Genomic DNA, 21,703 nt, shown 5'->3' on the forward strand with positions numbered 1-21,703 from the left:
TGAGGCTAAGGAAGAACTTCAGGATATGTTCTCCAGGAGGTACTCCTAATGGTTTACACAAAATTATTGACACAACCATCGTTATGTTCTTGAAAAAATAGATGATATGCTTGAAAGTATGGGTAAGGAGGCCTTGTTCTCCGTTATTATGATAGATATAGACTATTTTAAGAGAATAAACGATACTTACGGACATGAAGTTGGTGATCTGGTATTAAAGTTTATTGTTGATAAGATAAGAAGCCTTATAAGATCCAGTGATATTCTGGTTCGTTACGGAGGAGAGGAGTTTATAATTTATCTTCCTCATACGACATTGAAAGATGCTCTTAAACTGGCAGAGCGTATAAGAAAAGGAATAGAAGATATGATTATTGATACAGAAGACGGGAAAAAAATAAGAGTGACTATAAGTTTAGGTGTTGCTGAAAGGGACTTGGGAGAGACTCTCGAGCAGGTTATAAAGAAGGCTGATGAGGCACTTTACAGGGCTAAAAAACATGGGAGGAACAGAGTGTCAGATTAAACTTTTGATAGTTTCTGCCAGTTTTCTAAGTTCTTCTTCCGAATGTCCTGCTGCTATTGTGATTCTGAGTCGTGCGGTGCCTTCGGGAACTGTTGGCGGGCGAATTGCTGGTATGATAAATCCCTTTTTTAAAAGTTTTTCAGAGATTTTAAGGGCTTCTCCAGAATCTCCTATTATTAAAGGGAATATTGCCGTTTGACTTTTTATTCCTGTTAACTTTGAGAATAGATAAATATTTTTTCTTAACCTGACCATTCTCGGTTGGATTTCTTTCAGATTTTCCAGCGTCATGCAGGCTATGTGAGGTGGGATGGCGGTGGTGAAAATAAATGTTCGAGCTCTATTTGTGAAAAATTCTTTCATTTCTTTTGTTGATGCCACAAACGCGCCAAATGTTCCTAATGCTTTTCCAAGAGTCCCCATTATTATTGTTCTTTTTGTTGGTTTTAGATTGAAAAAGTCAAGGGAAGAATTTCCTATTACTCCGGTTGCATGAGCATCATCGATTATTAAATAGGCGTTATAGTCTTTTGCAAGTTTTAATAGTTCATCTAATGGAGCTATGTCTCCATCCATACTGAAAACTGAATCTGTGACAATGGCAATGGTTTCGAATTTGTCTCTGTTTTTTTTAAGTAGTTCTTTTAGATGGTTTGTGTCTCTGTGTTTATAAATAAAAACTTTTGCTTTTGACAGTCTGCATCCGTCTATCAGACTTGCGTGGTTTAATTCATCGCTGAAAATGGCATCTTTTTCGCCAAGTAAGGAAGAAAGTATCCCTAAGTTTGCCATATAGCCGCAGGAAAACAGCAGAGCGGCTTCTGTTTTCTTTATTTCAGCGAGTTTCTTTTCAAGTTCTTCGTGAATGGAAAAATTTCCCGTTACAAGTCTTGCAGCTCCAGAGCCTGCAGGCCATTTTTTAAGACAATTTTGATGTTTTGCGTTAAGTTCTGCGTCAAATGCCAGAGAGAGATAATCGTTAGATGAAAAGTTTATATATCGTTTACCGTCTATATAAACGTAAACTCTTTCGGCTCTTTCAATTGTTTTTAACTGTCTGTAAAGGTTCTTTCCTTTTAAGGTTTTTATAATTTTTTTAATATCCATTTAAAACCTCGGAAGGTGCCAGTTTTTGAAAATTGCCAGAAGTCTGAATCCGAGGGTAAAAAATAGGGTTATAAACATTGCTAACTGTAAAGGAACTGACAGTTTATGTAAAATAAAAAGTAACAGTCCGCCAAGCATGGCGCACGTTGCATAAACATCTTCTCTTAATATAGAAGGAACTTCTCCTATCAAAAGATCGCTTATCATTCCGCCGCCTGTTCCTGTGAGTACTGCCACGATTATTATACCTACAACGTTTAATTCCGATTTTATTCCAACAAGTGCACCGGTGACTGTAAATGCTGCAAGTCCTATGGCATCAAAAATTTTTACTATGGTTCTGGAAGAAATATCTATTTGAAAGACTCTGTATAAGAGTATTCCCATAGCAATTCCGCCTATGGCAAATGATACGTCACTGTAACCTGTGAGTGCAACAGGGATTCTGTTTACGATTACGTCTCTCATTATGCCTCCGCCGAGAGCCGTTAGAAAACCTAAAATGGAAACTCCGAGGATATCAAGTTCTTTTCCTGTTCCCTTGTAAACGCCTGAAACTGCAAAAGCAACTAGTCCTGTTATATTGAAGAAATCAAACAGCGTCACTGCTAATTCCATATTTGTTGATTTTTCTGTAAAGGTTTGAAAGATCAATCTGCATTTTTGCAGCAGCCTTTTTCATGTCACCGTTTGTCTCTTTAAGTATTGAAATTATGTATTCTTTCTCGAATTCCTCTCTTGCCTCTTTAAGGGGGAGCATCGTAAATCGATTTACGGAGAATCCTTTTCTGCTGAACATATTTTCAGGTAGATCTTCCGGTTCTATTTTTTCTTTTCTGACAAGTATTACAAGCCTTTCCATCAGGTTTTTAAGTTCTCTTACGTTACCGGGCCAGCGGTATTTTAGAAAGATTCCTTTAACAGCATCTGATAGTTGGGGTTTTTCTCTCTTGTAGTCTGCAGAAAATTTTTTAAGGAAGTGATCTGCCAGGAGTAAAACATCTTCTCCCCTGTCTCTTAAAGCTGGAACATGTATTGGAATTACATTTAAACGGTAGTATAAATCTTCTCTAAATGTTCCTTCTTCTATGGCTTTTTCAAGGTTTTTGTTTGTGGCTGAAACGACTCTTACGTCAACATTAATTTTTTCAATACTTCCAATCCTTTCAATGGCTTTTTCTTCTAGGACTCTGAGAAGTTTTGATTGTGCCATGAGAGGCATATCTCCGATTTCATCAAGAAATATTGTTCCTCCGTCTGCTATTTCGAATTTTCCTTTTTTTCTTGCATTTGCTCCTGTAAAAGCTCCTTTTTCGTATCCGAAAAGTTCCGCTTCAATAAGGTTATCTGGGATTGCAGCACAATTTATAGGAACAAAGGGGGCATTGGCTCTTTTGCTCAATTTGTGAATACTTCTTGCAACAAGCTCTTTTCCTGTGCCGCTCTCTCCGTAAATGATAACTGTGCTGTCAACAGGCGCTACTGCATCTATCTGTTCTTTGAGTTTTTTTATTGCTGGGCTTGTTCCTATAATTGTTTCTGACGAGAGGCGCTCTTTTAAAATTGTTGTTTCTTTTATCAAGGTTAGCTGTTTCTTGGCTTTTTCCAGGATACTTAAAAGCCTATCAAAGTTTATAGGTTTTTCTATGAAATCAAAAGCTCCTGTTTTTATTGCTTCTACGGCTGTTTGTATGTTTCCATGACCGGATATGACAATTATTACGCTTTTTTCTGTTATTTTCTCTTTGGAGAGACGTTTTAAAATGTCCATTCCGGGAACGCCGGGCAGGAAGAGGTCTAGAATAATAATATCCGGCATTTCTGAGTATATTTTTTCAAGGCCTTTACTTCCCGATTCGGCAAGAGATACGTTGTATCCTTCGTCTTCTAATATATCTGATAGACTTTCTCTTATTCCAGCTTCGTCATCTATTACGAGTATTTTCATTTAGCTTTCCTCGGATATCCGGGGACTATTTTGGCGTTAAACAGTGAAACTATTTTATCAACTTTCTTTTCTGACTCAGGATCAAGTTTTACCGTTTTGTTTTTATTGTTCTGTTGAAGTTTTACTATCATTACACGTTTACCGTATTTTATCTCCAGTTCCTTTTTCTTGGCTTCAAGTCTTTCATAGGCGGTCATGTTTTTTGGGATTATTTCAACAAGGTTTTTACCTTTAATAACCTCTTTAATATAGTGACTAAGATCAAATCCGTTTTTGTCTTTTATTTCGCTTTCATCAGAATTTTTTTTTAATTCTTCTGTTTTTGATGGAGATACTGAAATGCCGTTTTTCAGCAGTTCTGAAAGTTTTTTTAAATCTTTAAAATAGGATAGCTTGTAAAGTGTGAAAAGCAGAGCTGTAAACGGGAATGGATGAGAATCTATCGTTTTTAAATTTTTACTTATTATTTCAAATGCTACGGTAAGTTCGTCTTCATTCCAGATGCTTTCTTCTTTTAAAAATTCTTCCTCAATGAAGCTTAAAAGCTGTCGTGTTATTGTTGAGGGATTGTATCCGGTAGATTCAAGTTGATTCAAAGATTCTTTGAGCCTTTTTCTGTCACCTTCAATCCCTTTTTGTAGTAGTTCCTGGAGTATATTTGAGCCTAAAACACCTAAAAATCGGGAAGCAATTTCTGTAGTTATATTTCCTGATGAAAGGGCTATTAGCTGGTCAAGTAGACTTTCGGCATCTCTAAGGCATCCTTCGGATGCGACGGCAACGAGTTTTAAAGCCTTTGTTTCAAAATTTACGTTTTCTTTATCACAAATGTCCGCGAGGGTTTCTATTATTCTCCTTTCAGGAACTTTCTTAAATAGAAATCTCTGGCATCGTGATAAGATAGTTGCCGGAATTTTGTCAAGTTCTGTTGTTGCAAGTATGAAAACAACATGCTCAGGGGGCTCTTCCAGAGTCTTGAGAAGTGCATTAAAGGCTTCTTTCGTTAGCATATGAAATTCGTCGATGATGTAGACTTTGTATTTTCCTCTTGATGGAGAGTAAAAAACGGTTTCTCTCAATTCTCTTATTTGGTCTATTCCCCTATTGGAAGCTGCGTCTATTTCTATGACATCGGGAAAAGCTCCTTTGTTTATTGCTTCACATATAGAACATGAGTTACATGGTTCGCCGTCCTGGGGATTCTCACAGTTCAAAGCTTTGGCTATTATTCGAGCTGTTGTTGTTTTCCCTACACCTCTTGGGCCTGCAAATATGTAGGCGTGGGCTAATTTTCCGGTTTTTATGGCATTTTTAATGGTTTCCGTGACATGTTCCTGACCAACAACGTCGCTGAACTTAGATGGTCTATACTTTCTCGGTATGGCAAGATATCCCATAATAGAAAAGACCTCAATAACTTTATGGTAAGGGGCCGGACCCTTACCGCACACGCCCTTCCGGCTTACCGTTGCTCCCTTCCGGGCCTGGCGGGGTTCACCTTCCGGGCGTTGCGGAGGACCCGACCTTTCTTATTGTTATTTTACACTATAATGGCATAATGGCGGAGGGGGCGGGATTCGAACCCGCGGTACCCCTTGTGGGGGTACACACGATTTCCAGTCGTGCCCCTTCGGCCAGCTCGGGCACCCCTCCTGATGTTGCTTTACATAATATCTGCATTGATCTTGTATTTGTCAATAGGTGGTTTTATGCCATGCATTTTGAAACTTTTATAAAATTTTCAACAGCTTCTTTGTCTTTTTTTCCTGGATGCAGTTCTACTCCGCTGCAAACATCAACGGCAAAAGGTTCAACCGTTTTTATCGCTTCCGATACGTTTTCGTTGTTTAAACCGCCTGAAAGAATTAACGGAAGTTTGCTGATTTCTTTAGCCTTTTTAGCGATATTCCAGTCAAATGATTTTCCTGTTCCGCCAAAATTTTCTTTTGAAAAAGTATCAAGAAGGATTGATGAAGCAACATTTTCGTAATCTTTAACCTTTTTAACTTCTTCAATCGAGTTGAACCGAAAAACTTTTATTACTCGCTTTTCTCCTATGTATCTGCAGTAATCCGGTGTTTCGTTTCCGTGAAGCTGAGCAAAATCGAGTCCTGCATAACTTAATATTTCGAGCACGGAGGCTCTGTCTTCATTCACAAAAACGCCAACTTTGGTTACGAAAGGCGGTAACTCTTTTGTTATATGTCTCACTTCCATAGGTGAGATATAGCGTTTGCTTCCTTTAAACATTATAAATCCTACGGCATCTGCACCTGCATTTATTGCTGTCATTGCATCTTCAAGGTTTGTTATTCCACATACTTTTACTTTAACCATATCTCTACTCCCATTAACTTTTTCTGCAACATGTATTATATTTACTCTGTCAGAAAATTAAAATGAGCCTTCTAAAGTTAGAGAGGTGATGCGAATGTTTGAAACACAGATTCCACCGAGACGTTGTTCTTTTTGCGGTAAAAGTGCTTCAGAAGTAGAAGCTTTGATTACGGGGCCAAAAGGTGTAGCAATTTGTAACTATTGCGTTGATGAATGTTACGAAATGATACATTCTCAAAAAAAAGAAGAGGTATCAACGGTAGAGTCCGGTAAATTACCGACACCTAAAGAAATAAAAGAGTTCCTCGATCAGTATGTTGTTGGTCAGGAAGAGGCCAAAAAAATCCTTTCAGTTGCTGTTTACAACCATTATAAGAGAATTTTTACAAAAGCGTCATCTCCGGAAGATGTTGAGATTGAGAAGAGTAACATTCTTTTAATAGGTCCAACAGGTTCCGGTAAGACGTTGCTTGCTCGTTCTCTTGCCAAGTTTCTTGATGTTCCGTTTGCAATTGCCGATGCTACAACATTAACGGAAGCTGGTTATGTCGGTGAAGATGTGGAAAATATTCTTTTGAGACTTCTTCAAAATGCGGACATGGATGTTAAGAAAGCTGAACGAGGGATAATCTACATTGATGAGATAGATAAAATTGGCAGGAAAAGTGAGAATCCTTCAATCACGAGAGACGTTTCAGGAGAAGGAGTCCAGCAGGCACTTCTTAAAATACTTGAGGGAACAATTGCCAACGTCCCGCCTCAGGGTGGCAGGAAGCACCCTCAGCAACAATACATTCAAATAGACACTTCCAACATTCTTTTCATCTGCGGTGGTGCTTTTGTCGGACTTGAAGATATTATTGCCAAGAGAATTGGTAAAGGGACTATGGGCTTTAATGCAGATCTTGCTAAAAAAACAATGGAGAGAAACGAGCTTTTAAAGCATGTTGAGCCGGAGGATCTTGTTAAATTTGGTTTGATCCCTGAATTGATAGGTAGATTACCTGTTATTGCCACACTTTCCGAGCTTCAGGAAGAAGATCTTGTAAGAATCCTTAAAGAACCCAAGAATGCTCTTGTTAAGCAGTATAAGAAGTTGTTTGAGCTTGAAGGCGTGGAGCTTGAGTTTACCGACGATGCTTTGAGAGAGATTGCAAAAGAAGCGATAAAAAGGAAAACAGGAGCAAGAGGTTTAAGAGCGATAATGGAAAAACTCATGACTGATATAATGTTTGAAGTTCCAAACAGAAAAGATATCAAAAAGGTTATTATAGATAGAGAAGCTGTTCTTACAGGAAAACCAAAGTTTAAGCTTGTTAAAGCATCTTGAGGAGGATGGTGTGAGAAGGCCTTTAATCGCTGGAAACTGGAAGATGAATAAAACTGTTTCCGAAAGTATTAAATTTGCCAGGGATTTTGTTGATGCGGTATCTGATGTTATTGATAGAGATATTCTTATCTGCCCACCGTTTACTTCTTTGCAGGTTTTAGGACAGATTTTTAGCGGAACAAATGTGAAGTTAGGCGCTCAGAATATGCATTTTGAGGAAAAGGGAGCTTTTACGGGAGAAATTTCTCCGTTAATGTTAAAAGATGTTGGATGTACTTTTGTTATTTTAGGACATTCTGAAAGAAGACATATTTTTGGAGAGAATAACGAACTTATTAATAAAAAGGTTCTTTCTGCTGTTTCTCATGGATTGATACCTATTCTTTGTGTGGGTGAGCTTCTTGAAGAAAGGGAATCCGGCAAGACTTTTAAAGTAGTAAGTAGTCAGCTTGAAGAGGGATTAAAAGGTTTGTCTAAAGAAGCTAATTTTGTGGTTGCGTATGAACCTGTCTGGGCAATAGGAACGGGAAAAACAGCAACACCTGAGCTTGCAGAAGAAGTTCATAGTTTTTTAAGAGAGAAGCTGGTAGAACTGTTTGGAAAGGAGAAGGCAGAATCTGTTAGAATTCTTTATGGCGGAAGTGTAAAACCTGAAAATGTTGAAGGTCTTATGGCTATGGAAAACATAGACGGTGCCCTTGTTGGAGGAGCAAGTCTGAAGGTTGAATCCTTCGTTAAAATTGTAAATTTCGGGAGGTAATGGATGTTTACACTTTTACTTATAGCTCACGCTATCCTGGCGATTTTACTTGTTGTTGTTGTTTTAATTCAGCCAGGCAAAGGAGATATATCGTCACTTATGGGTGGTGGAAGTGCATCATCGGCTTTTGGTGCAGATACGGCGTCAGTACTTACTAAAACAACAGCCATACTTGGAGCACTTTTTATTCTTAACTCTATCTTTCTTTCAATAGTAGGTTCCAAGTATCTTGGTAATTCTTCGGTTATTAATAAGGTAAAAATGGAGCAAAGGCAGTGAGAAGATTTTTCCTTCTACTGCTTTCCATCTCTTTTGCCTTTTCCTGTTCTTTTCAAAGGGAACAAAAGCCGGTAGTTTCAAACACAAAAACAGAGAATATTTCGATAAGTGCCTATTTTTCTCCCAGAGGCGGTTGCACAAAGACTCTGATAAAAGAGATTGACAGTGCAAAACATGATATTGATGCGGCTATATATAGTTTTACTTCAAGAAGAATAGCAAAGGCATTTATAAGAGCCTATAAAAGAGGTGTAAGGGTAAGAGTTATAATAGACAGAAGCACTGCAAAATCAAAGAGATGTATGGCACCCTTGTTAGAAAGAGCAGGGATTCCCGTAAAGTTTAAGAGAGGAACAGGTGGCGGATTGATGCATAACAAGTTTGCCGTTATAGATGGAAAAACGGTAATTACAGGTAGTTTTAACTGGACTGTAAGTGCTGAGAAGAGAAATGATGAAAATCTGGTTGTTATAAGAGGTGATATTCCTTTAGTTCAGCGTTATCAGAAAGTTTTTGAAAAGTTATGGTATCTGGCAAAACTGGAGGAGTAATTTGAACCTTGAAGCTTTGAAAGAAGAATTTTTCAAAGAAAGAGAAAAAATAAAAAGACGTCATTTCCAGAAAGAAACAGGTTTTTATATAGCTCAGGATTTGAAAAATGCCCTTGATAAATTATTAAAGCAGGTTTTTCCTCATTTTTTTGGCAGATGGGATATTCCGTGTTGCCTTGTTGCACTCGGCGGTTATGGCAGAGGAGAGCTTAACTTTTATTCGGATATGGATTTTAACCTTTTATATGATGGAAAACTAAAAGATGTTCATAAAGAAGATCTGGAAGCTTTTTACTACTATATGCTTTCTTTTAATATAGATCTGGGGTATGCTCCAAGGAGTATTGATGATGCCCTGTCTCTTGCCAAAAACGACTTGAGTGTTTTGACAAATTTCCTTCAGGTTCGATTTATCGAAGGTGATAAGAAATTGTTGGAAAAGTTTGAAAAGAAATTTTTTAGGTTTGTTAAAAAAAATGCCGAAAGCATAATTGACGGAATTGTAAAGTCGAGAAACGAAAGGTATAAAAGGTTTTTCGGAACAGTTTATTACCAGGAACCAAATGTAAAAGAGAGTAAAGGCGGTTTAAGAGACTTACACGAGGCGTTCTGGATTGCAAAAATTGTTTATGATATTAAAAATTACTCCGGCTTTATAGATAAGAGTATTATTGACTGGAAAAGTTTTAGAGACGTGGTATCTGCTTACGATTTTCTTTTAAGAGTCAGGAATCATCTTCATATAATAAGCGGCAGGAAGAGTGATATTTTAAGTTTCCAGCTTCAAAGGGAAGTTGCAGAATTTTTCGGCTTTTCAAAGGATAATAAAGGTGTTGAAAGTTTCATGAAAAGTTACTTCAATGCTGCTCTTGATCTTTCCATAATTACACGAGAGATTATAAAAAAATCAAGAGAATTCTTAAAAAGTAATAAAAAATCTATTTTTTCCGTTTTGAAGAAGGAACATAAATTGAGTACTCATTTTTACGAACACGAAGGTTCTCTTTACATTTATGAGAATAGAGAAACAGAGGTTTTAAAAAATCCGTATCTTGTTGTTGAAGCTTTTAAATTGATTCAAAAGTACGGACTTTCGATATCTCCTAACGCATTCAGTATCTTTAAACTTTCTGCTGAAACTGAAAAGAAAAAATTTCAGAAAAAGGAAGTTCTGATGCAGTTCAAAGAGATAATGACTAATCCTGTAAGGCTTTCCTATGTTCTTGAGCTTATGCACGATTGTAAAGTGCTTGACGTTCTGATTCCTGATTTTGAAAGATTGAGAGGGCACTTTCAGTTTGATACATATCACAAATTTACAACAGATATTCACCTTATAATGACTGTTAGAGAGCTTGAAAAAATCAGAGATATAAATATTGAAACAAGGGGTCTGTATCAAGTTCTGGATGAGCTTGAGCATCCTGAATTGCTATATGTTGCAGCTCTTTTTCACGATATAGGAAAAGGAAAGAGAGGGAAACACGAAAATGTGGGAGCTGCAATAACAAGGCGTTATCTTAAAAAGCTGGACTTCTCCGATGATGAGATTGAAGAGATTTCCTGGCTTATAAAAAATCACCTTCTCATGTCTCACCTTGCCTTTAGAAGAGATATAAGTGATCCCAGACTTATAGAAAGCTTTGTGAAAGAGTGTGAAACAGAAGAAAGGTTAAAAAAGCTTTTCCTCCTTACCTACGCAGACATAAAGGCGGTTGGTCCTGGCGGCTGGGATAGATGGAAGGCAGCCCTTTTGTGGGAGCTTTTTTCATCGGCGATGGATGTTTTCCATGCAGGTAAAGATGTTAGAGAATTGATAGAAGAAAAAGTCAGGAAAAAGGCTGAAAAGGTCAAAGAACTGCTTAAAGATGATGTTGATAAGGTTCTCCTTGAAAAGCTTTTCGAATCTGCCGAATCTGACTATTTAAGGACGTATTCTCCGGAAGACATTGTTAAACATCTGAAAATGGTTAAGGACCTTATAGAAGAAAATAAAGACATTTGTGTTAAGCCGGAGTTCTTTCCAGAAATGGGATACTGTGAACTAACAGTTGTTGATAGGTATAAAAGAGCATTTTTCTATAAAATAGCAGGTATTTTCACATACCTGAATTTAAATATTAAAGGTGCTTATATAAATAAAGCGGTTACCGTTGATGGTGTTGATTTTATGGTTTATACGATAAGAGTTTCTACAGTATCGGAGGAGGTTCCGGAAGAAGATATTATTAAAAAAGTAAAAAAATATGTGAAAAAGGTTTACAGAGAAGAGATTGTTGTCGAAGATCTGCTGAAAAATCCGTTTAAAAATAAAGGTTTCAGGAGCAATCTTCCGAAACCTGCGACAAAAGTAAAATTTGATAACAGAACATCAGAAAAATATACAATCGTTGAAGTTTCAACATGGGACAGGTTAGGCCTTCTTTTCGCTATTACAGGAGAGCTTGTAAATGCTGGAACAAAGCTACGCAGAGCTATAATATCTACCGAAGGTAACAAAGTAATTGATTCATTTTACATAACAGATATGGAGCACAACAAGATAACAGATGAGTTGAAACTGAAGGAGATAGAAAATAGAATATTAACCGTTCTAAAAGAGTAGTGGTATGGCCATTCTGGAAACAGTTTTGATTTTTCTTTATTTGATGTTAGGTGTTTTTCTGCTAAAATCCAACATGCGGATAATTTACGGAGTTTTTGCCGTTTCAGGTTTTTTCTTTTTAAGGATTTCTCTCTGTCCATCCTGTCCTCTATATAAAGGAAACTGCACTTCTCGATGGAACGAAATTGGAAGACTCTTCAGGATAAAAGAGAAAGAAAAAATACTTTTTCGTTCCTTTACAAAGGTTGCAACAATTTATTGGATTTTTGTTTTTATGTTCCCTCTAATTATCATTCCTGCCAGAGAGTCTCTGTTTCTCTTTATTCTGCTTCCAATTGTTGTTTTACAAGTTATCAGGTGTAAGAAATGCCCCGTCAGGAATAGATGTTTTTTTGGCTCCTTTGTCAGGAAGGAAAAATAAGCTTAAATTTAACTCTTAAGGGGGCGGAAAATGGGGAAAAAGCTGAATCTTAAAATCCATCCTGACAGAGCGAGAGAAGTAGCGAAGATTCTTACAAAAAAGCTTAGTAGTGAAGGAATATTTGAATCCAAAAAACTTCCTGATGATGAAATTAGGAAGATTCCATTTAAAGATAGGGAAAAACTTGTAGCCGTTCTATCTCTTGTTACAGCTCTTGATTATATGAGAGATGCCGAAAAGTTATGGCAGAGTGCTGTTGAAACAGTTAAAGACAAAGAACTTCAGTGGATTTTTTCTCCAAAAGAGGTTGTAAAAAAAGGAAGGGAAGAACTTAAAAAAGCGCTTTTGAAGCATAAAATTGCAATGAGAAAGGATAAAGACACCGATATATGGTGGAATATTTCACAGACAATAGCTGGAGATTTTAACGGCAGCTTCCTCTCATTTTTTAATAGTTTCAATTACATGGTTGATAAAACCTATGAGAAACTTGACGACAAGAATTGGCACGAGAAATTTCCCAATCTTTCAGGCAGAAAAATCTTCCCTCACTGGATAAGAATTCTGAAGGAAAAAGTGGAGGATTTGCCCTTTGAAAATATAGAAAAACTTCCTATTCCCGTTGATGTTCATGTAACAAGAGCAACGTTTACAACCGGATGTATAACAGGGACTTACAAGGCAAAAAGCATAACCGCAACAGTGAGAAAACTTGTTATAAAGGTCTGGAACGAGGCATTGAAAGACGAAAATATTCCTCCTGTTTCTATGTTCAGGCCTCTCTGGCTTTTAAGCAAACATGGATGTCATTATAGAAAAAACGGAATCTGTCCTAAAAAGGATAAATGCCCCGTCAAGCATTTATGTGTTGACGGTAAAGTTATTGTTTCTGCTTCCCATGTAGAAATAGATACAACTTTATAAATCTTTTCCGTTTATTTTTATTCTGAATTCGCAACCTAAAACCTTGCTTGCTTTTCTGCACATTTCCATTCTTTCTTTAAAAACACTGAAAAACTCCAGTATATCCGAAATAGAAGTATCCATTTTAAGCGCAAGTTTGATTATTTTTCTCTTTGGATTCACCTCTATATTGGAATAATAGATGGAATAATTAACTCTATCGTGAATATCTTCTTGTATATTACTGTCTTCTCTGACTCTGTTTCTGCTGACGTGAGATTTATCTGCTATAACGACAGCTGCAGCTATGGGTGTTACGGGCACTCCGGTGGCAGATTCGTGATTTCCTATGGCATACATTAAATCCGTCAGGTCCTCCTCTGTTAATATGTTCTTTTCTTTAAGAAGTTGATAGGTAAGAAGTGCTCCAGCCTGCGCATGGTCGTGTCGACAAACGATATTTCCTATATCATGTAAAAGTCCTGCAATTCCTGCAAGTTCAACATCTCTTTCAGGGTAGTGCAATTTTTTCAGAATCATTCTTGCATGTCCCGCTACCCATACTACATGTTTTGTTCCGTGAAAGGTGTATCCCATGTTTTTAAGAAAATAATCCGCTCTTTCGATATAGTAGAAAATTTTTTCATCTTTGAGCAAGTCTCTATAAGAAATCATATTCCTCTCCTATTTATGAATTTTTGACATTTAATTTTAACCTTTTCTGATTTTACGGTTTGAATATCTTTCTGCAATAAAATAAAATATTCTCAGCATCATTCTGATTTGAGGAGTTGTGTATGAAAGATACAATAAAAGAAAAAGTCGCTTCGGCAGTTCGTTCCGTTTATGGAATAGATGCTTCTGATGCAATTGAAAAGGCATCTTTTGAGCCGCCAAGAAAGAAAGAGTTCGGAGATGTAGCTACCAATGCTGCTTTTATTCTTGCAAAAGTATTGAGAAGACCGCCTTTGGAAATTGCAAGGCAAATTGCCGAACAATTATCTGGAGAAAAAGAATTTACCAGGATTGAAGTTGCAGGAAAGGGATTTGTTAACTTCTTTCTCTCTCCCCGATTTTACGAAGAGCTTCTTAAAAAGATTGTTGAAACCGATTTTTATGTTTCAGATATAGGTAAGAAAAAAAAAGTTCTGATAGAGTATGTTTCGGCTAATCCTACCGGGCCTTTGCATGTGGGGCACGGTAGAGGAGCCGTTGTCGGAGATGTTCTTTCGAGAGTGATGGCTCTTACAGGATATAAAGTTGACAAAGAATTTTACATTAACGATGCAGGAAGACAGATTAAGCTTTTGGGTCTTTCTATCTATTATAGGATTCAAGAACTTGCAGGCAGAAATCTTACCCTTCCAGATGATGCGTATATGGGAGAGTATATAGTTGAAATAGCAAAAGAGCTCATGCTTAAATATCCGGAAATTGTTGATATGGAAGAAGAAAAAGCGATCGAACTTGCAGCTGAATTCGGGAAGAAGGTTTTGCTTGAAGAAATTAAAAAGACTCTTGAAAGGTTGAAAGTTGAATTTGATAATTGGTTTAGCGAAAAAAGTCTTTATAACGACGGAAAGGTAGAAAAGGTTCTTGAATTTCTCAAAGAAAAAGGGTTAATTTATGAGAAGGATGGTGCTTTATGGCTAAAAACGTCTCAGTTTGGTGATGATAAAGACAGAGTCGTTAAGCGTTCAACCGGAGAATATACCTATTTTGCATCGGATATAGCCTATCATTATGACAAAATTTTAAGAGGTTACGATAAAGGGATAGATATATGGGGAGCGGATCATCATGGATACATTCCGAGAGTGAAAGCTGCTATAGAAGCTTTAGGTGAATCCGGAGACTGGCTTGAAGTCATTCTTATTCAGCTTGTCAAACTTTTTAAGCACGGTGAAGAAGTAAAGATGTCAAAGAGAGCGGGAAACTTTGTTACCCTTGATTGGTTAATGGATGAAGTTGGAGTGGATGCTGTCCGCTTTTTCTTTCTTACGAAAAGACACGATACACCCCTTGATTTTGACATAGATCTTGCTCTTTCTGAAAAAAGCGAAAATCCTGTTTATTATGTTCAATACGCTCATGCCAGGATTTCAAGTATCCTTGATAAGGCAAAGGAGGAAGGCATTGAGCCTTCGACAGAACATCTCAACTTACTGAGAGAAGAAGAATTTGAACTTATACTTAAATGCTACGGTTTGAAATCGACTCTTGAATCAGTGGCAAAAAAAAGAGAACCTCATCTTCTTCCTTACTACTTAATTGAACTTGCTTCTGCTTTTCACAAATATTACAACAAAAATAGAGTTGTAGATACAGACAGTCCAGAACTTTCTTCTGCAAGACTTTATCTTGTTAGCGGCGTTAGAAAAACGATTCGTTCAGGTCTTAACATACTTAACGTAAATGCACCGGGGAGGATGTAGATATGGAAAGTAACAAAAAACTTTACTATGTATTGATGGCTGGGGCCGTTGTGCTTTTGATGGTTTCTTATGGTGTTGGTTTTATGGTGGGGAAAAATTACGGATACAACAATGCAAAGAAGGAGTTTGAGGTTGAAAAACAGAAGCTTATAAAGACAATTGCTTCATTAACACCCCTTTCAAGGCCTAAGCCAGAAGAAAAAGTGGTTATTGTAAATGGCAACCCGTTATCTCAAAACACAACAGCTGTTTCCGGGAAAAAGACTCAGCAGTCCCAGGAGCAGAAAGAAACAAAACCTGAAGAAAAACCTTCAGTAAAAGAGAGAAAGCAAGTTCAGGTTTCAAAGCCAGAATCCAAACCATCAGTTAAACCATCCACTAAGAAAAAGGTTCAAAAGGTTAAGAAAGATTACTACATTCAGGTTGGAATATTCAGTAAGCGCGCCAATGCCGAAAAAGTTGTTAGAAAGCTTAAAAAAGCAGGTATTCCTTCTCACCTTTCAAAGTGGAAAAATTACTATCGTGTAACAGTCGGTATGTTTACGGAAAAGGAAGCTAAACAGGTTTTAGTGAAGCTCAAGAAGATGAAATTATCAGGAATCATAAAAAAGAGGAGGTAACAACTTGATCGATACTCATGCACATCTGCATTTCCCCCAATTTGACAAAGATAGAGAAGAAGTTATAAAAGAGTGTGAACAGAAGCTTGCTGCGGTAGTTACCGTAGGTTGCAACATCGATGACAGCATCAATGCTGTTAATCTTGCCCGCAAACATCATTTTATCTATGCTTCAGCAGGCATTCATCCCCATGATGCGTCTAACTATTCTTTGGATATTAAAGATAAACTCAGAGAAATTCTCTCCGATGATAAAGTAGTGGCTGTTGGTGAAGCTGGACTTGATTTTTACAGGAATCTTTCGCCTAAAGAAAAACAAGAAGAGATATTCAGATTACAGATAGAGCTTTCAAGAGAAATCGGAAAACCCATCATTATCCATACAAGAGAAGCTTCCCATGAAATGTCAGAATTTATCAAGAAAGAGATGGAAGGCGTTAAGGGAATAATTCACTGCTTTAACGGAGACACTGAGCTTTTAGAAACCGCTTTGAAAAACGGTTTTTTCATCTCTTATGCAGGCCCTGTAACCTATCCTAAAAACGAAGCTTTAAGAGAAACATTGAAAAAAGTTCCGTCTTCCCGGTTGCTTGTGGAAACGGATTCTCCTTATCTATCTCCTCAAAAGAAAAGAGGGAAAAGAAATCAACCGACATATGTAGCTTATACTGTAAAGACAATTGCCGATTATTTAGACTTGAATTTTACCGATGTTGACAGGATAACAACGGTAAATGCCAAGAGAATTTTCGGCCTTCCGATGACAAAAGAAGAATCTGAGCCAAAGCTGGTTTATAAAGTAAGAAATAACCTCTACATTAACCTGACAACTAAATGTCCGTGTAATTGCGTTTTCTGCTTTAGAGGAAAGGAAAATTACGTTCTTGGTTACAATCTGAAACTTGATAGAGAGCCAATTGCAGAAGAATACATGTATCGTATTAAGAATCCCGGTATATATGATGAGATTGTTTTCTGCGGTTACGGTGAACCGTTTGAAAGGTTTGATACCCTTATTAAAGTTGCGAAATGGGCTAAAAAGATGGGAGCTAAAAAAATAAGAGTGAACACTAACGGTCTTGTCTATCTGATAACTGGCAGGGAAAACGTTTTAGACGAGTTTAAAGCTGTTGTTGATACTTTTAACGTCAGTTTAAACGCCTCCAATCCTGAAGAATATTACAAGGTTGTTCGTCCTTCTTTTGGAAATGGAAGCTTTGAAAGTGTGATAAAATTTATTATTGATGCAAAAGAAAAAGGTTTTAATGTTATTATATCCGCAGTAAACATTGAAGGCTTCAACAAAGAGGCTTTCAAATCATTGGCCAGAAAACTTGACGTAGATTACAGAATAAGAGAGCAAAAGATAGTGTAGTTCCAGAAGAAAAGGAGGGTAAAAATGGCAGCAATTGTGAGATTTGGTATTTCGATTGATGGTAAGCTTCTCGAAAAATTTGATGAGTATATAGAAAAAAAAGGATATGTCAGTCGTTCGGAAGCTGTTAGAGACCTTATCAGGAATGCTCTTATTGAAGAATCAGTCGGAGAAGATAAAGAGGTATTTGGCACGATTACAATAGTTTTCGATCATCATCAGAAGGAGCTGGAAGATAAACTTACAGATATTGAACATAAACATTTAGAAAACATTATCTCCTCTCTCCATGTTCATATTGATCATCACCACTGCATGGAAACGATTGTTGTAAAAGGAAAGGCAAGTGAAATAAGAGAACTTGCAGATAGAATTATAAGTCAAAAAGGTGTTAAACATGGCAAACTGGTTGTAACAGGTATAGAGCCTTGATTTTTCCTCTATTTTCCCACATATTTACCACTGCATACTCTCCGGAGGTAAAATCATGGCTGGACATTCCAAATGGGCAAACATTAAACATAAAAAAGCTGCTCAGGACGCAAAAAGAGGGAAGATATATACAAAACTTGCAAGAGAAATAACTGTTGCTGCAAGAGAAGGTGGTGGAGATCCTGAGTTCAATCCTCGTCTCCGTGCAGCTATTGAGAAGGCTAAAAAGTTCAACATGCCCAAAGAAAACATAGAAAGAGCGATTAAAAGAGGAACCGGAGAAATAGCCGGTGAAACTTACGAAGAAGTTACCTATGAAGGCTACGGTCCAGGCGGTGTGGCAATTATTGTTAAGTGTCTCACTGACAACAGGAATAGGACAGCGTCTGAAGTTAGACACGCTTTTTCAAAGCACGGTGGAAACCTCGGGACATCAGGATGCGTAGCCTGGATGTTCGAGAGAAAGGGAGTTGTTACTATAAACGCTGAAGGTAAAGACGAAGAAGAAGTAATGATGATTGCCATAGATGCCGGTGCTGAAGATTTTGTGAACGAAGACGGCCAATTTATTATTTACACTCAGCCTCAAGATCTTGAAAATGTAAAAAAAGCACTGGAAGAGGCAGGAGTGGAGATAGAAGAAGCTAAACTCGATCTCGTTCCTCAAAACACTACCAGAGTTGAAGGCGAAACAGCTAAAAAAGTGCTTAAACTTCTCGAGGTCCTGGAAGATCTGGATGATGTTCAAGAAGTTTACTCAAACTTTGATATGCCGGATGAGGTTATGAATAATGCGTAAGCTCGTTTTCGGGCTTCTTTTACCGTTTTTGCTTTCCGTGTCGGCTAATGCAGCCGATATTAGAACTGTTGTAGAACAGGAATCGAAAGCTCTTCTTATTGATCAATTTGGCGGTTCTGTTGCTACCACTACAAAAGAGACTTCACAAACGCTCAACATTCCGTGGAATCAACCGGGAGTTCAGTTCTGGCTACAATATTATAAAAACCATATGAACAGGCTTAAACTTGTTCAGCAGGCGGCAAGGTATTCTGTTTTTCTGCCTTACGTTAAGCCTATTCTTAAAAAAGAAGGTCTTCCTGAAGTTCTTGCGTATCTTCCTATAATAGAAAGTGAAGGTGATCCGGCTGCCGTTTCCCGTGCCGGCGCGGCAGGTCTGTGGCAATTGATGCCCAGAACGGCAAGGCTTTACGGATTAAGAGTGAACTATTATATAGATGAACGTTTTGATATTGAAAAATCGACACGAGCAGCCGCAAGGTATCTTAAGAAGCTCTATCAAATATTCGGTAGATGGGATCTTGCCATTGCTGCCTACAATGCTGGTCCCGGAAAGATTCTTTCCTTGATGAGACGGTATCATACGGACTCTTTCTGGGATTTAGCAAAGCTTCCCAATGAAACTCTCAATTACGTTCCTAAATTTTATGCAATAGCTACACTTATCAACTCAGGACAGATAAAGGTAGCCTCTTTCAATCATAAGCTTTTGAAAGTAAAAATTCTCTCAAAAACAAGTTTGTATGCCATTGCCAGAAAATTAAAGGTAAGGTATTCGATAATAAAAACCTTCAATAAACAGTATAGAAAAGGTATAGTTCCTGCTTACAGGTATGTCTATATACCTGCTTTTGCCGTCAGGAACAGAACTTTCCTTGCAAAAGCAAAGGATGCAAAAATATACATTTATCGTCCGTATAGAACTGAAAGAGTTGCCAGAATCGCCAGAAAGTTTGGCACAGACGTTCACACTGTGAAAAAACTTAACCGTATAAGGGGAAAATACGTTTACAGAGGCCAAGTTCTTATCATAGTTGCATACAATAACGAAGTTAAAAGTGTGGTAATGAGATGAACAAAGTGAAAAAAGAAGATACGGTTATTTTCTACGATAGAGAAAAGGATAAAAAATACTTCATAAATCTTGCATTAACGCCGAAATTTGGAACGGAACACGGCATAATTGAAGCTGAAAATGTCATAGGACTTGAATACGGGAGCGAAGTAAAAACTCATAAAGGCTATCCATATCTTGTTCTTCCGGCAACCCTTCACGATTTTATTATGTACAAACTTAACAGACTCACACAGATAGTTTATCCAAAAGATGCAGCTTATATTGCTCTTCGTCTTGATGTTAAACCGGGAGACAAAATTATTGAAAGCGGTATCGGAAGCGGTGCCATGACTGCCGTTTTTGCCCATATAGTAGGTGAAAACGGAAAGGTAATAAGTTATGAAAAAAGAGAAGAGTTTATAAGAAATGCATTGTCAAATTTGAGAAAACTCGGACTTGATCACAGAGTAACTGCCAAAAATAGAGATATTGCAGAAGGATTTGACGAAACCGATGCCGATGCTGTTTTTCTTGATGTAAGAGAACCTTGGCTTTATATTGAACATGCTTATAGAGCTTTGAAAAAAGGGCGAATGCTTGGAATTCTGGTTCCGACTGTGAATCAAATAATAAAAACACTTGAAAAACTGGAAAACATGCCTTTCATAGATGTTGAAGTCCTTGAAATCCTTTTAAGGCATTACAAAACCGTTCCCGAAAGGCTGAGACCAGAAGATAGAATGCCTGCCCATACAGCTTTTCTCATCTTTGCACGAAAAGTTTAATTTAAAATCCTGCTTCCGAGCCTTCTTATAGCAGGGGAAATTAAGACTGCTAACAGTAGCCTTATTGCTACCATTGGAATCCAGCTGGCACCGAAGATGACAAACAAAAAGCTATCCTCTATGACAGAATGACAAATCATTAGAAATGTTCCGATGAAAAGGATGTCTTTTTTCGTTAGAATGCCCGATTCCGCTTCATTTATAAGCACACCTGCACCGTATGTAATGCCTAAAAATAGACCTGTCAGTATGGAAAACATTGTGTTAACTTTTTCACTATATCTTTTTACAATAGGCAGGCTCTTTATAAAGTTCAGAATAAAGATTATCACAACAATTAGAAGAACGATTTTCCCTGATAGTATAACTGCATGTTGAACAGAATGGCTGAGCATGGCAAAGACATTCTTGTAAACTTTGACGGAAATCTCTTTCCTGGTGCTGATTTGGGAAGAAAGATTAAAGGGGAGCAGCATTAAAAGTTTTATCGCAACTATAGCCGTTAACGTTCTTAAAACAATAGAATAGATGACAGAAATACCCAATTTCTTCATTATTGCCGATTCAACTAAAAAAGAGTGGGCAATGCCTAAGAAAAGTCCTATGACCGTCCACTGAAATGGAGACAAATTTAAAGGTGCCAGAAAAGCTATTGCAGCATAAAGGTTAAAAATCATTCCTGCCGCTATTCCGACGGCACTTTCTGCTGGTAAATGTATAAGTTCTGTTAAAGGTTTAAAAACAAAAGCAATGTGGTTGAGGATTCCAAAATAGAGCATTGTATCGGCAACAATGTAAAGAGGCACTATCAACTTAACGATAAAAAGGCTGCTTTTAACGGCAGCTTTTAACGTTCCTTTAAAATCAAAATCCATTCTCTTCTCCGATGTTCAACTTAAGTTATTCCTTTAGCTAAATGTAAGCAACGAATATTGTTTTGGTAAAATAAAAAATGTGCTTAATAGATTTGGTAGTGTACGATATTTTGTGTAAGCTTGAGAAATGGGATAACCTCCTGGGGAACACCCCACAAATACCAACCCCAGGAGGCAAAAATGGAACTACAGAAGATTTTACCAGACCTAGTTAAGGAAGTGGTAAAGCAAACCTTAGAGTCAATCATGACGGCTGAAAGAGAAGTGTTTCTTAAAGAACATGGAGGAACAAAGAACGGCTTTTACGTTAGAAACTTAGATACTGTTATCGGTAAGCTTGAAAATCTGAGAATTCCAAGAGATAGAGAGGGAAAATTCAGAACAAAGTTGATAGAACCTTATAGAAGAAGAGATATCAATCTTGAAGACTTAATACTTGGGATGTTTGCCTCTGGTATGAGTGCAAGAGCAGTAGCCCAGGCTCTTGAAAGCGTGTTTGAACTTAAATACTCACCCTCAACCATAAGCAAAATATCGCAGGTAACCTTAGAGGAAATA

The 21,703-nt window shown here is 37.4% G+C and carries 22 protein-coding genes, 1 tRNA gene, 1 other RNA gene and 1 pseudogene; 16 read left to right on the forward strand and 9 right to left on the reverse strand.

Annotation, left to right across the window (positions count from 1 at the left end; genetic code table 11):
* Window positions 1–82 precede the first annotated feature (82 nt).
* Window positions 83–526, forward strand: a pseudogene (locus tag BLW93_RS06740) (GGDEF domain-containing protein); the annotation flags it as partial.
* Here BLW93_RS06740 and bioF read toward each other — a convergent pair.
* From bioF to BLW93_RS06775, 7 genes are all read right to left on the reverse strand, one after another.
* Window positions 518–1,633 (reverse strand): 8-amino-7-oxononanoate synthase, encoded by a 1,116-nt coding sequence (gene bioF / locus BLW93_RS06745; RefSeq protein ID WP_076713328.1) that lies wholly within the window; start codon window positions 1,631–1,633, stop codon window positions 518–520. The pseudogene BLW93_RS06740 and the gene bioF overlap by 9 nt on opposite strands.
* Window positions 1,634–2,239 (reverse strand): trimeric intracellular cation channel family protein, encoded by a 606-nt coding sequence (locus tag BLW93_RS06750; protein WP_078058197.1) that lies wholly within the window; start codon window positions 2,237–2,239, stop codon window positions 1,634–1,636.
* Complete coding sequence (locus tag BLW93_RS06755; protein ID WP_076713330.1) at window positions 2,226–3,581, reverse strand: sigma-54-dependent transcriptional regulator; 1,356 nt, start codon at window positions 3,579–3,581, stop codon at window positions 2,226–2,228. Before BLW93_RS06755 ends, BLW93_RS06750 begins: the two co-directional genes overlap by 14 nt.
* Entirely contained in the window at window positions 3,578–4,978 is a 1,401-nt protein-coding gene (dnaX, locus tag BLW93_RS06760; RefSeq protein ID WP_076713348.1) for a DNA polymerase III subunit gamma/tau, read from the reverse strand. The genes BLW93_RS06755 and dnaX overlap by 4 nt, the downstream gene beginning before the upstream one ends.
* A gap of 30 nt (window positions 4,979–5,008) precedes the next feature.
* An RNA gene (gene ffs / locus BLW93_RS06765) (signal recognition particle sRNA small type) lies at window positions 5,009–5,106 on the reverse strand.
* Between the two features lie 34 nt (window positions 5,107–5,140).
* A tRNA-Ser gene (locus BLW93_RS06770) sits at window positions 5,141–5,234 on the reverse strand.
* 54 nt (window positions 5,235–5,288) lie between these two features.
* Complete coding sequence (locus BLW93_RS06775; RefSeq protein ID WP_076713331.1) at window positions 5,289–5,918, reverse strand: phosphoribosylanthranilate isomerase; 630 nt, start codon at window positions 5,916–5,918, stop codon at window positions 5,289–5,291.
* A gap of 94 nt (window positions 5,919–6,012) precedes the next feature.
* Here BLW93_RS06775 and clpX point away from each other — a divergent pair, with 94 nt between their 5' ends.
* From clpX to BLW93_RS06810, 7 genes are read left to right on the forward strand one after another with little or no spacing between them, the layout of a single operon-like run.
* Entirely contained in the window at window positions 6,013–7,248 is a 1,236-nt protein-coding gene (gene clpX, locus BLW93_RS06780; protein ID WP_076713332.1) for an ATP-dependent Clp protease ATP-binding subunit ClpX, read from the forward strand.
* A 10-nt stretch (window positions 7,249–7,258) separates the two neighbouring features.
* Window positions 7,259–8,008: a triose-phosphate isomerase gene (tpiA, locus tag BLW93_RS06785; RefSeq protein ID WP_076713333.1), complete on the forward strand. Its 750-nt coding sequence runs from the start codon at window positions 7,259–7,261 to the stop codon at window positions 8,006–8,008.
* A 3-nt stretch (window positions 8,009–8,011) separates the two neighbouring features.
* Window positions 8,012–8,287: a preprotein translocase subunit SecG gene (secG, locus tag BLW93_RS06790; RefSeq protein ID WP_076713334.1), complete on the forward strand. Its 276-nt coding sequence runs from the start codon at window positions 8,012–8,014 to the stop codon at window positions 8,285–8,287.
* On the forward strand, window positions 8,284–8,838 hold the full coding sequence (locus BLW93_RS06795; protein WP_076713335.1) for a phospholipase D family nuclease: 555 nt from the start codon (window positions 8,284–8,286) through the stop codon (window positions 8,836–8,838). The genes secG and BLW93_RS06795 overlap by 4 nt, the downstream gene beginning before the upstream one ends.
* Before the next feature lies 1 nt (window position 8,839).
* Entirely contained in the window at window positions 8,840–11,443 is a 2,604-nt protein-coding gene (gene glnD, locus BLW93_RS06800) for a [protein-PII] uridylyltransferase (protein WP_076713336.1), read from the forward strand.
* Window positions 11,444–11,447: 4 nt separating this feature from the next.
* Window positions 11,448–11,864 carry a hypothetical protein gene (locus tag BLW93_RS06805; RefSeq protein ID WP_076713337.1) on the forward strand — a complete coding sequence of 139 codons (417 nt, stop codon included), beginning with the start codon at window positions 11,448–11,450 and terminating at the stop codon, window positions 11,862–11,864.
* 30 nt (window positions 11,865–11,894) lie between these two features.
* The gene (locus tag BLW93_RS06810; protein ID WP_076713338.1) at window positions 11,895–12,788 is read left to right on the forward strand and encodes an N-glycosylase/DNA lyase; all 894 of its coding nucleotides are present in this window, start codon (window positions 11,895–11,897) and stop codon (window positions 12,786–12,788) included.
* On the opposite strand, the gene BLW93_RS06815 is transcribed toward BLW93_RS06810, so the two are convergent.
* Window positions 12,783–13,442: an HD domain-containing protein gene (locus BLW93_RS06815; RefSeq protein WP_076713339.1), complete on the reverse strand. Its 660-nt coding sequence runs from the start codon at window positions 13,440–13,442 to the stop codon at window positions 12,783–12,785. The genes BLW93_RS06810 and BLW93_RS06815 overlap by 6 nt on opposite strands.
* Before the next feature lie 122 nt (window positions 13,443–13,564).
* On the opposite strand from BLW93_RS06815, the gene argS reads away from it, so the two are divergent.
* The 7 genes from argS to BLW93_RS06850 are packed head-to-tail and all read left to right on the forward strand — an operon-like array spanning window position 13,565 to window position 20,270.
* Window positions 13,565–15,202: an arginine--tRNA ligase gene (gene argS, locus BLW93_RS06820; RefSeq protein WP_076713340.1), complete on the forward strand. Its 1,638-nt coding sequence runs from the start codon at window positions 13,565–13,567 to the stop codon at window positions 15,200–15,202.
* A 2-nt stretch (window positions 15,203–15,204) separates the two neighbouring features.
* Window positions 15,205–15,822 (forward strand): SPOR domain-containing protein, encoded by a 618-nt coding sequence (locus tag BLW93_RS06825; protein ID WP_076713341.1) that lies wholly within the window; start codon window positions 15,205–15,207, stop codon window positions 15,820–15,822.
* A 4-nt stretch (window positions 15,823–15,826) separates the two neighbouring features.
* Window positions 15,827–17,197 carry a TatD family hydrolase gene (locus BLW93_RS06830; RefSeq protein ID WP_076713342.1) on the forward strand — a complete coding sequence of 457 codons (1,371 nt, stop codon included), beginning with the start codon at window positions 15,827–15,829 and terminating at the stop codon, window positions 17,195–17,197.
* Window positions 17,198–17,221: 24 nt separating this feature from the next.
* Window positions 17,222–17,629 (forward strand): nickel-responsive transcriptional regulator NikR, encoded by a 408-nt coding sequence (gene nikR / locus BLW93_RS06835; RefSeq protein WP_076713343.1) that lies wholly within the window; start codon window positions 17,222–17,224, stop codon window positions 17,627–17,629.
* Between the two features lie 55 nt (window positions 17,630–17,684).
* Entirely contained in the window at window positions 17,685–18,428 is a 744-nt protein-coding gene (locus BLW93_RS06840; protein WP_076713344.1) for a YebC/PmpR family DNA-binding transcriptional regulator, read from the forward strand.
* On the forward strand, window positions 18,421–19,503 hold the full coding sequence (locus BLW93_RS06845) for a lytic transglycosylase domain-containing protein (RefSeq protein WP_076713345.1): 1,083 nt from the start codon (window positions 18,421–18,423) through the stop codon (window positions 19,501–19,503). The genes BLW93_RS06840 and BLW93_RS06845 overlap by 8 nt, the downstream gene beginning before the upstream one ends.
* On the forward strand, window positions 19,500–20,270 hold the full coding sequence (locus BLW93_RS06850) for a tRNA (adenine-N1)-methyltransferase (RefSeq protein ID WP_076713346.1): 771 nt from the start codon (window positions 19,500–19,502) through the stop codon (window positions 20,268–20,270). Before BLW93_RS06845 ends, BLW93_RS06850 begins: the two co-directional genes overlap by 4 nt.
* Here the strand turns inward: BLW93_RS06850 and BLW93_RS06855 are convergent.
* A complete protein-coding gene (locus BLW93_RS06855; RefSeq protein WP_076713347.1) occupies window positions 20,267–21,145 on the reverse strand; it encodes a hypothetical protein in 879 nt (292 codons plus the stop codon). The two genes, BLW93_RS06850 and BLW93_RS06855, sit on opposite strands and share 4 nt — an antisense overlap.
* A 120-nt stretch (window positions 21,146–21,265) precedes the next feature.
* Between BLW93_RS06855 and BLW93_RS06860 the strand changes: the two genes are divergently transcribed.
* The coding region (locus tag BLW93_RS06860; RefSeq protein WP_245791970.1) for a transposase at window positions 21,266–21,703 on the forward strand (438 nt) is incomplete at its 3' end.

This window comes from Desulfurobacterium indicum, from assembly GCF_001968985.1.
In the GTDB taxonomy this organism is placed as follows: domain Bacteria; phylum Aquificota; class Aquificia; order Desulfurobacteriales; family Desulfurobacteriaceae; genus Desulfurobacterium_A; species Desulfurobacterium_A indicum.

Coding starts and splice junctions, on each gene's coding strand:
- bioF (WP_076713328.1), bottom strand. CDS start 1,633: ATGGATATTAAAAAAATTATAAAAACCTTAAAAGGAAAGAACCTTTAC.
- BLW93_RS06755 (WP_076713330.1), bottom strand. CDS start 3,581: ATGAAAATACTCGTAATAGATGACGAAGCTGGAATAAGAGAAAGTCTA.
- dnaX (WP_076713348.1), bottom strand. CDS start 4,978: ATGGGATATCTTGCCATACCGAGAAAGTATAGACCATCTAAGTTCAGC.
- BLW93_RS06775 (WP_076713331.1), bottom strand. CDS start 5,918: ATGGTTAAAGTAAAAGTATGTGGAATAACAAACCTTGAAGATGCAATG.
- clpX (WP_076713332.1), top strand. CDS start 6,013: ATGTTTGAAACACAGATTCCACCGAGACGTTGTTCTTTTTGCGGTAAA.
- secG (WP_076713334.1), top strand. CDS start 8,012: ATGTTTACACTTTTACTTATAGCTCACGCTATCCTGGCGATTTTACTT.
- BLW93_RS06805 (WP_076713337.1), top strand. CDS start 11,448: ATGGCCATTCTGGAAACAGTTTTGATTTTTCTTTATTTGATGTTAGGT.
- BLW93_RS06810 (WP_076713338.1), top strand. CDS start 11,895: ATGGGGAAAAAGCTGAATCTTAAAATCCATCCTGACAGAGCGAGAGAA.
- BLW93_RS06815 (WP_076713339.1), bottom strand. CDS start 13,442: ATGATTTCTTATAGAGACTTGCTCAAAGATGAAAAAATTTTCTACTAT.
- argS (WP_076713340.1), top strand. CDS start 13,565: ATGAAAGATACAATAAAAGAAAAAGTCGCTTCGGCAGTTCGTTCCGTT.
- BLW93_RS06825 (WP_076713341.1), top strand. CDS start 15,205: ATGGAAAGTAACAAAAAACTTTACTATGTATTGATGGCTGGGGCCGTT.
- nikR (WP_076713343.1), top strand. CDS start 17,222: ATGGCAGCAATTGTGAGATTTGGTATTTCGATTGATGGTAAGCTTCTC.
- BLW93_RS06840 (WP_076713344.1), top strand. CDS start 17,685: ATGGCTGGACATTCCAAATGGGCAAACATTAAACATAAAAAAGCTGCT.
- BLW93_RS06845 (WP_076713345.1), top strand. CDS start 18,421: ATGCGTAAGCTCGTTTTCGGGCTTCTTTTACCGTTTTTGCTTTCCGTG.
- BLW93_RS06850 (WP_076713346.1), top strand. CDS start 19,500: ATGAACAAAGTGAAAAAAGAAGATACGGTTATTTTCTACGATAGAGAA.
- BLW93_RS06855 (WP_076713347.1), bottom strand. CDS start 21,145: ATGGATTTTGATTTTAAAGGAACGTTAAAAGCTGCCGTTAAAAGCAGC.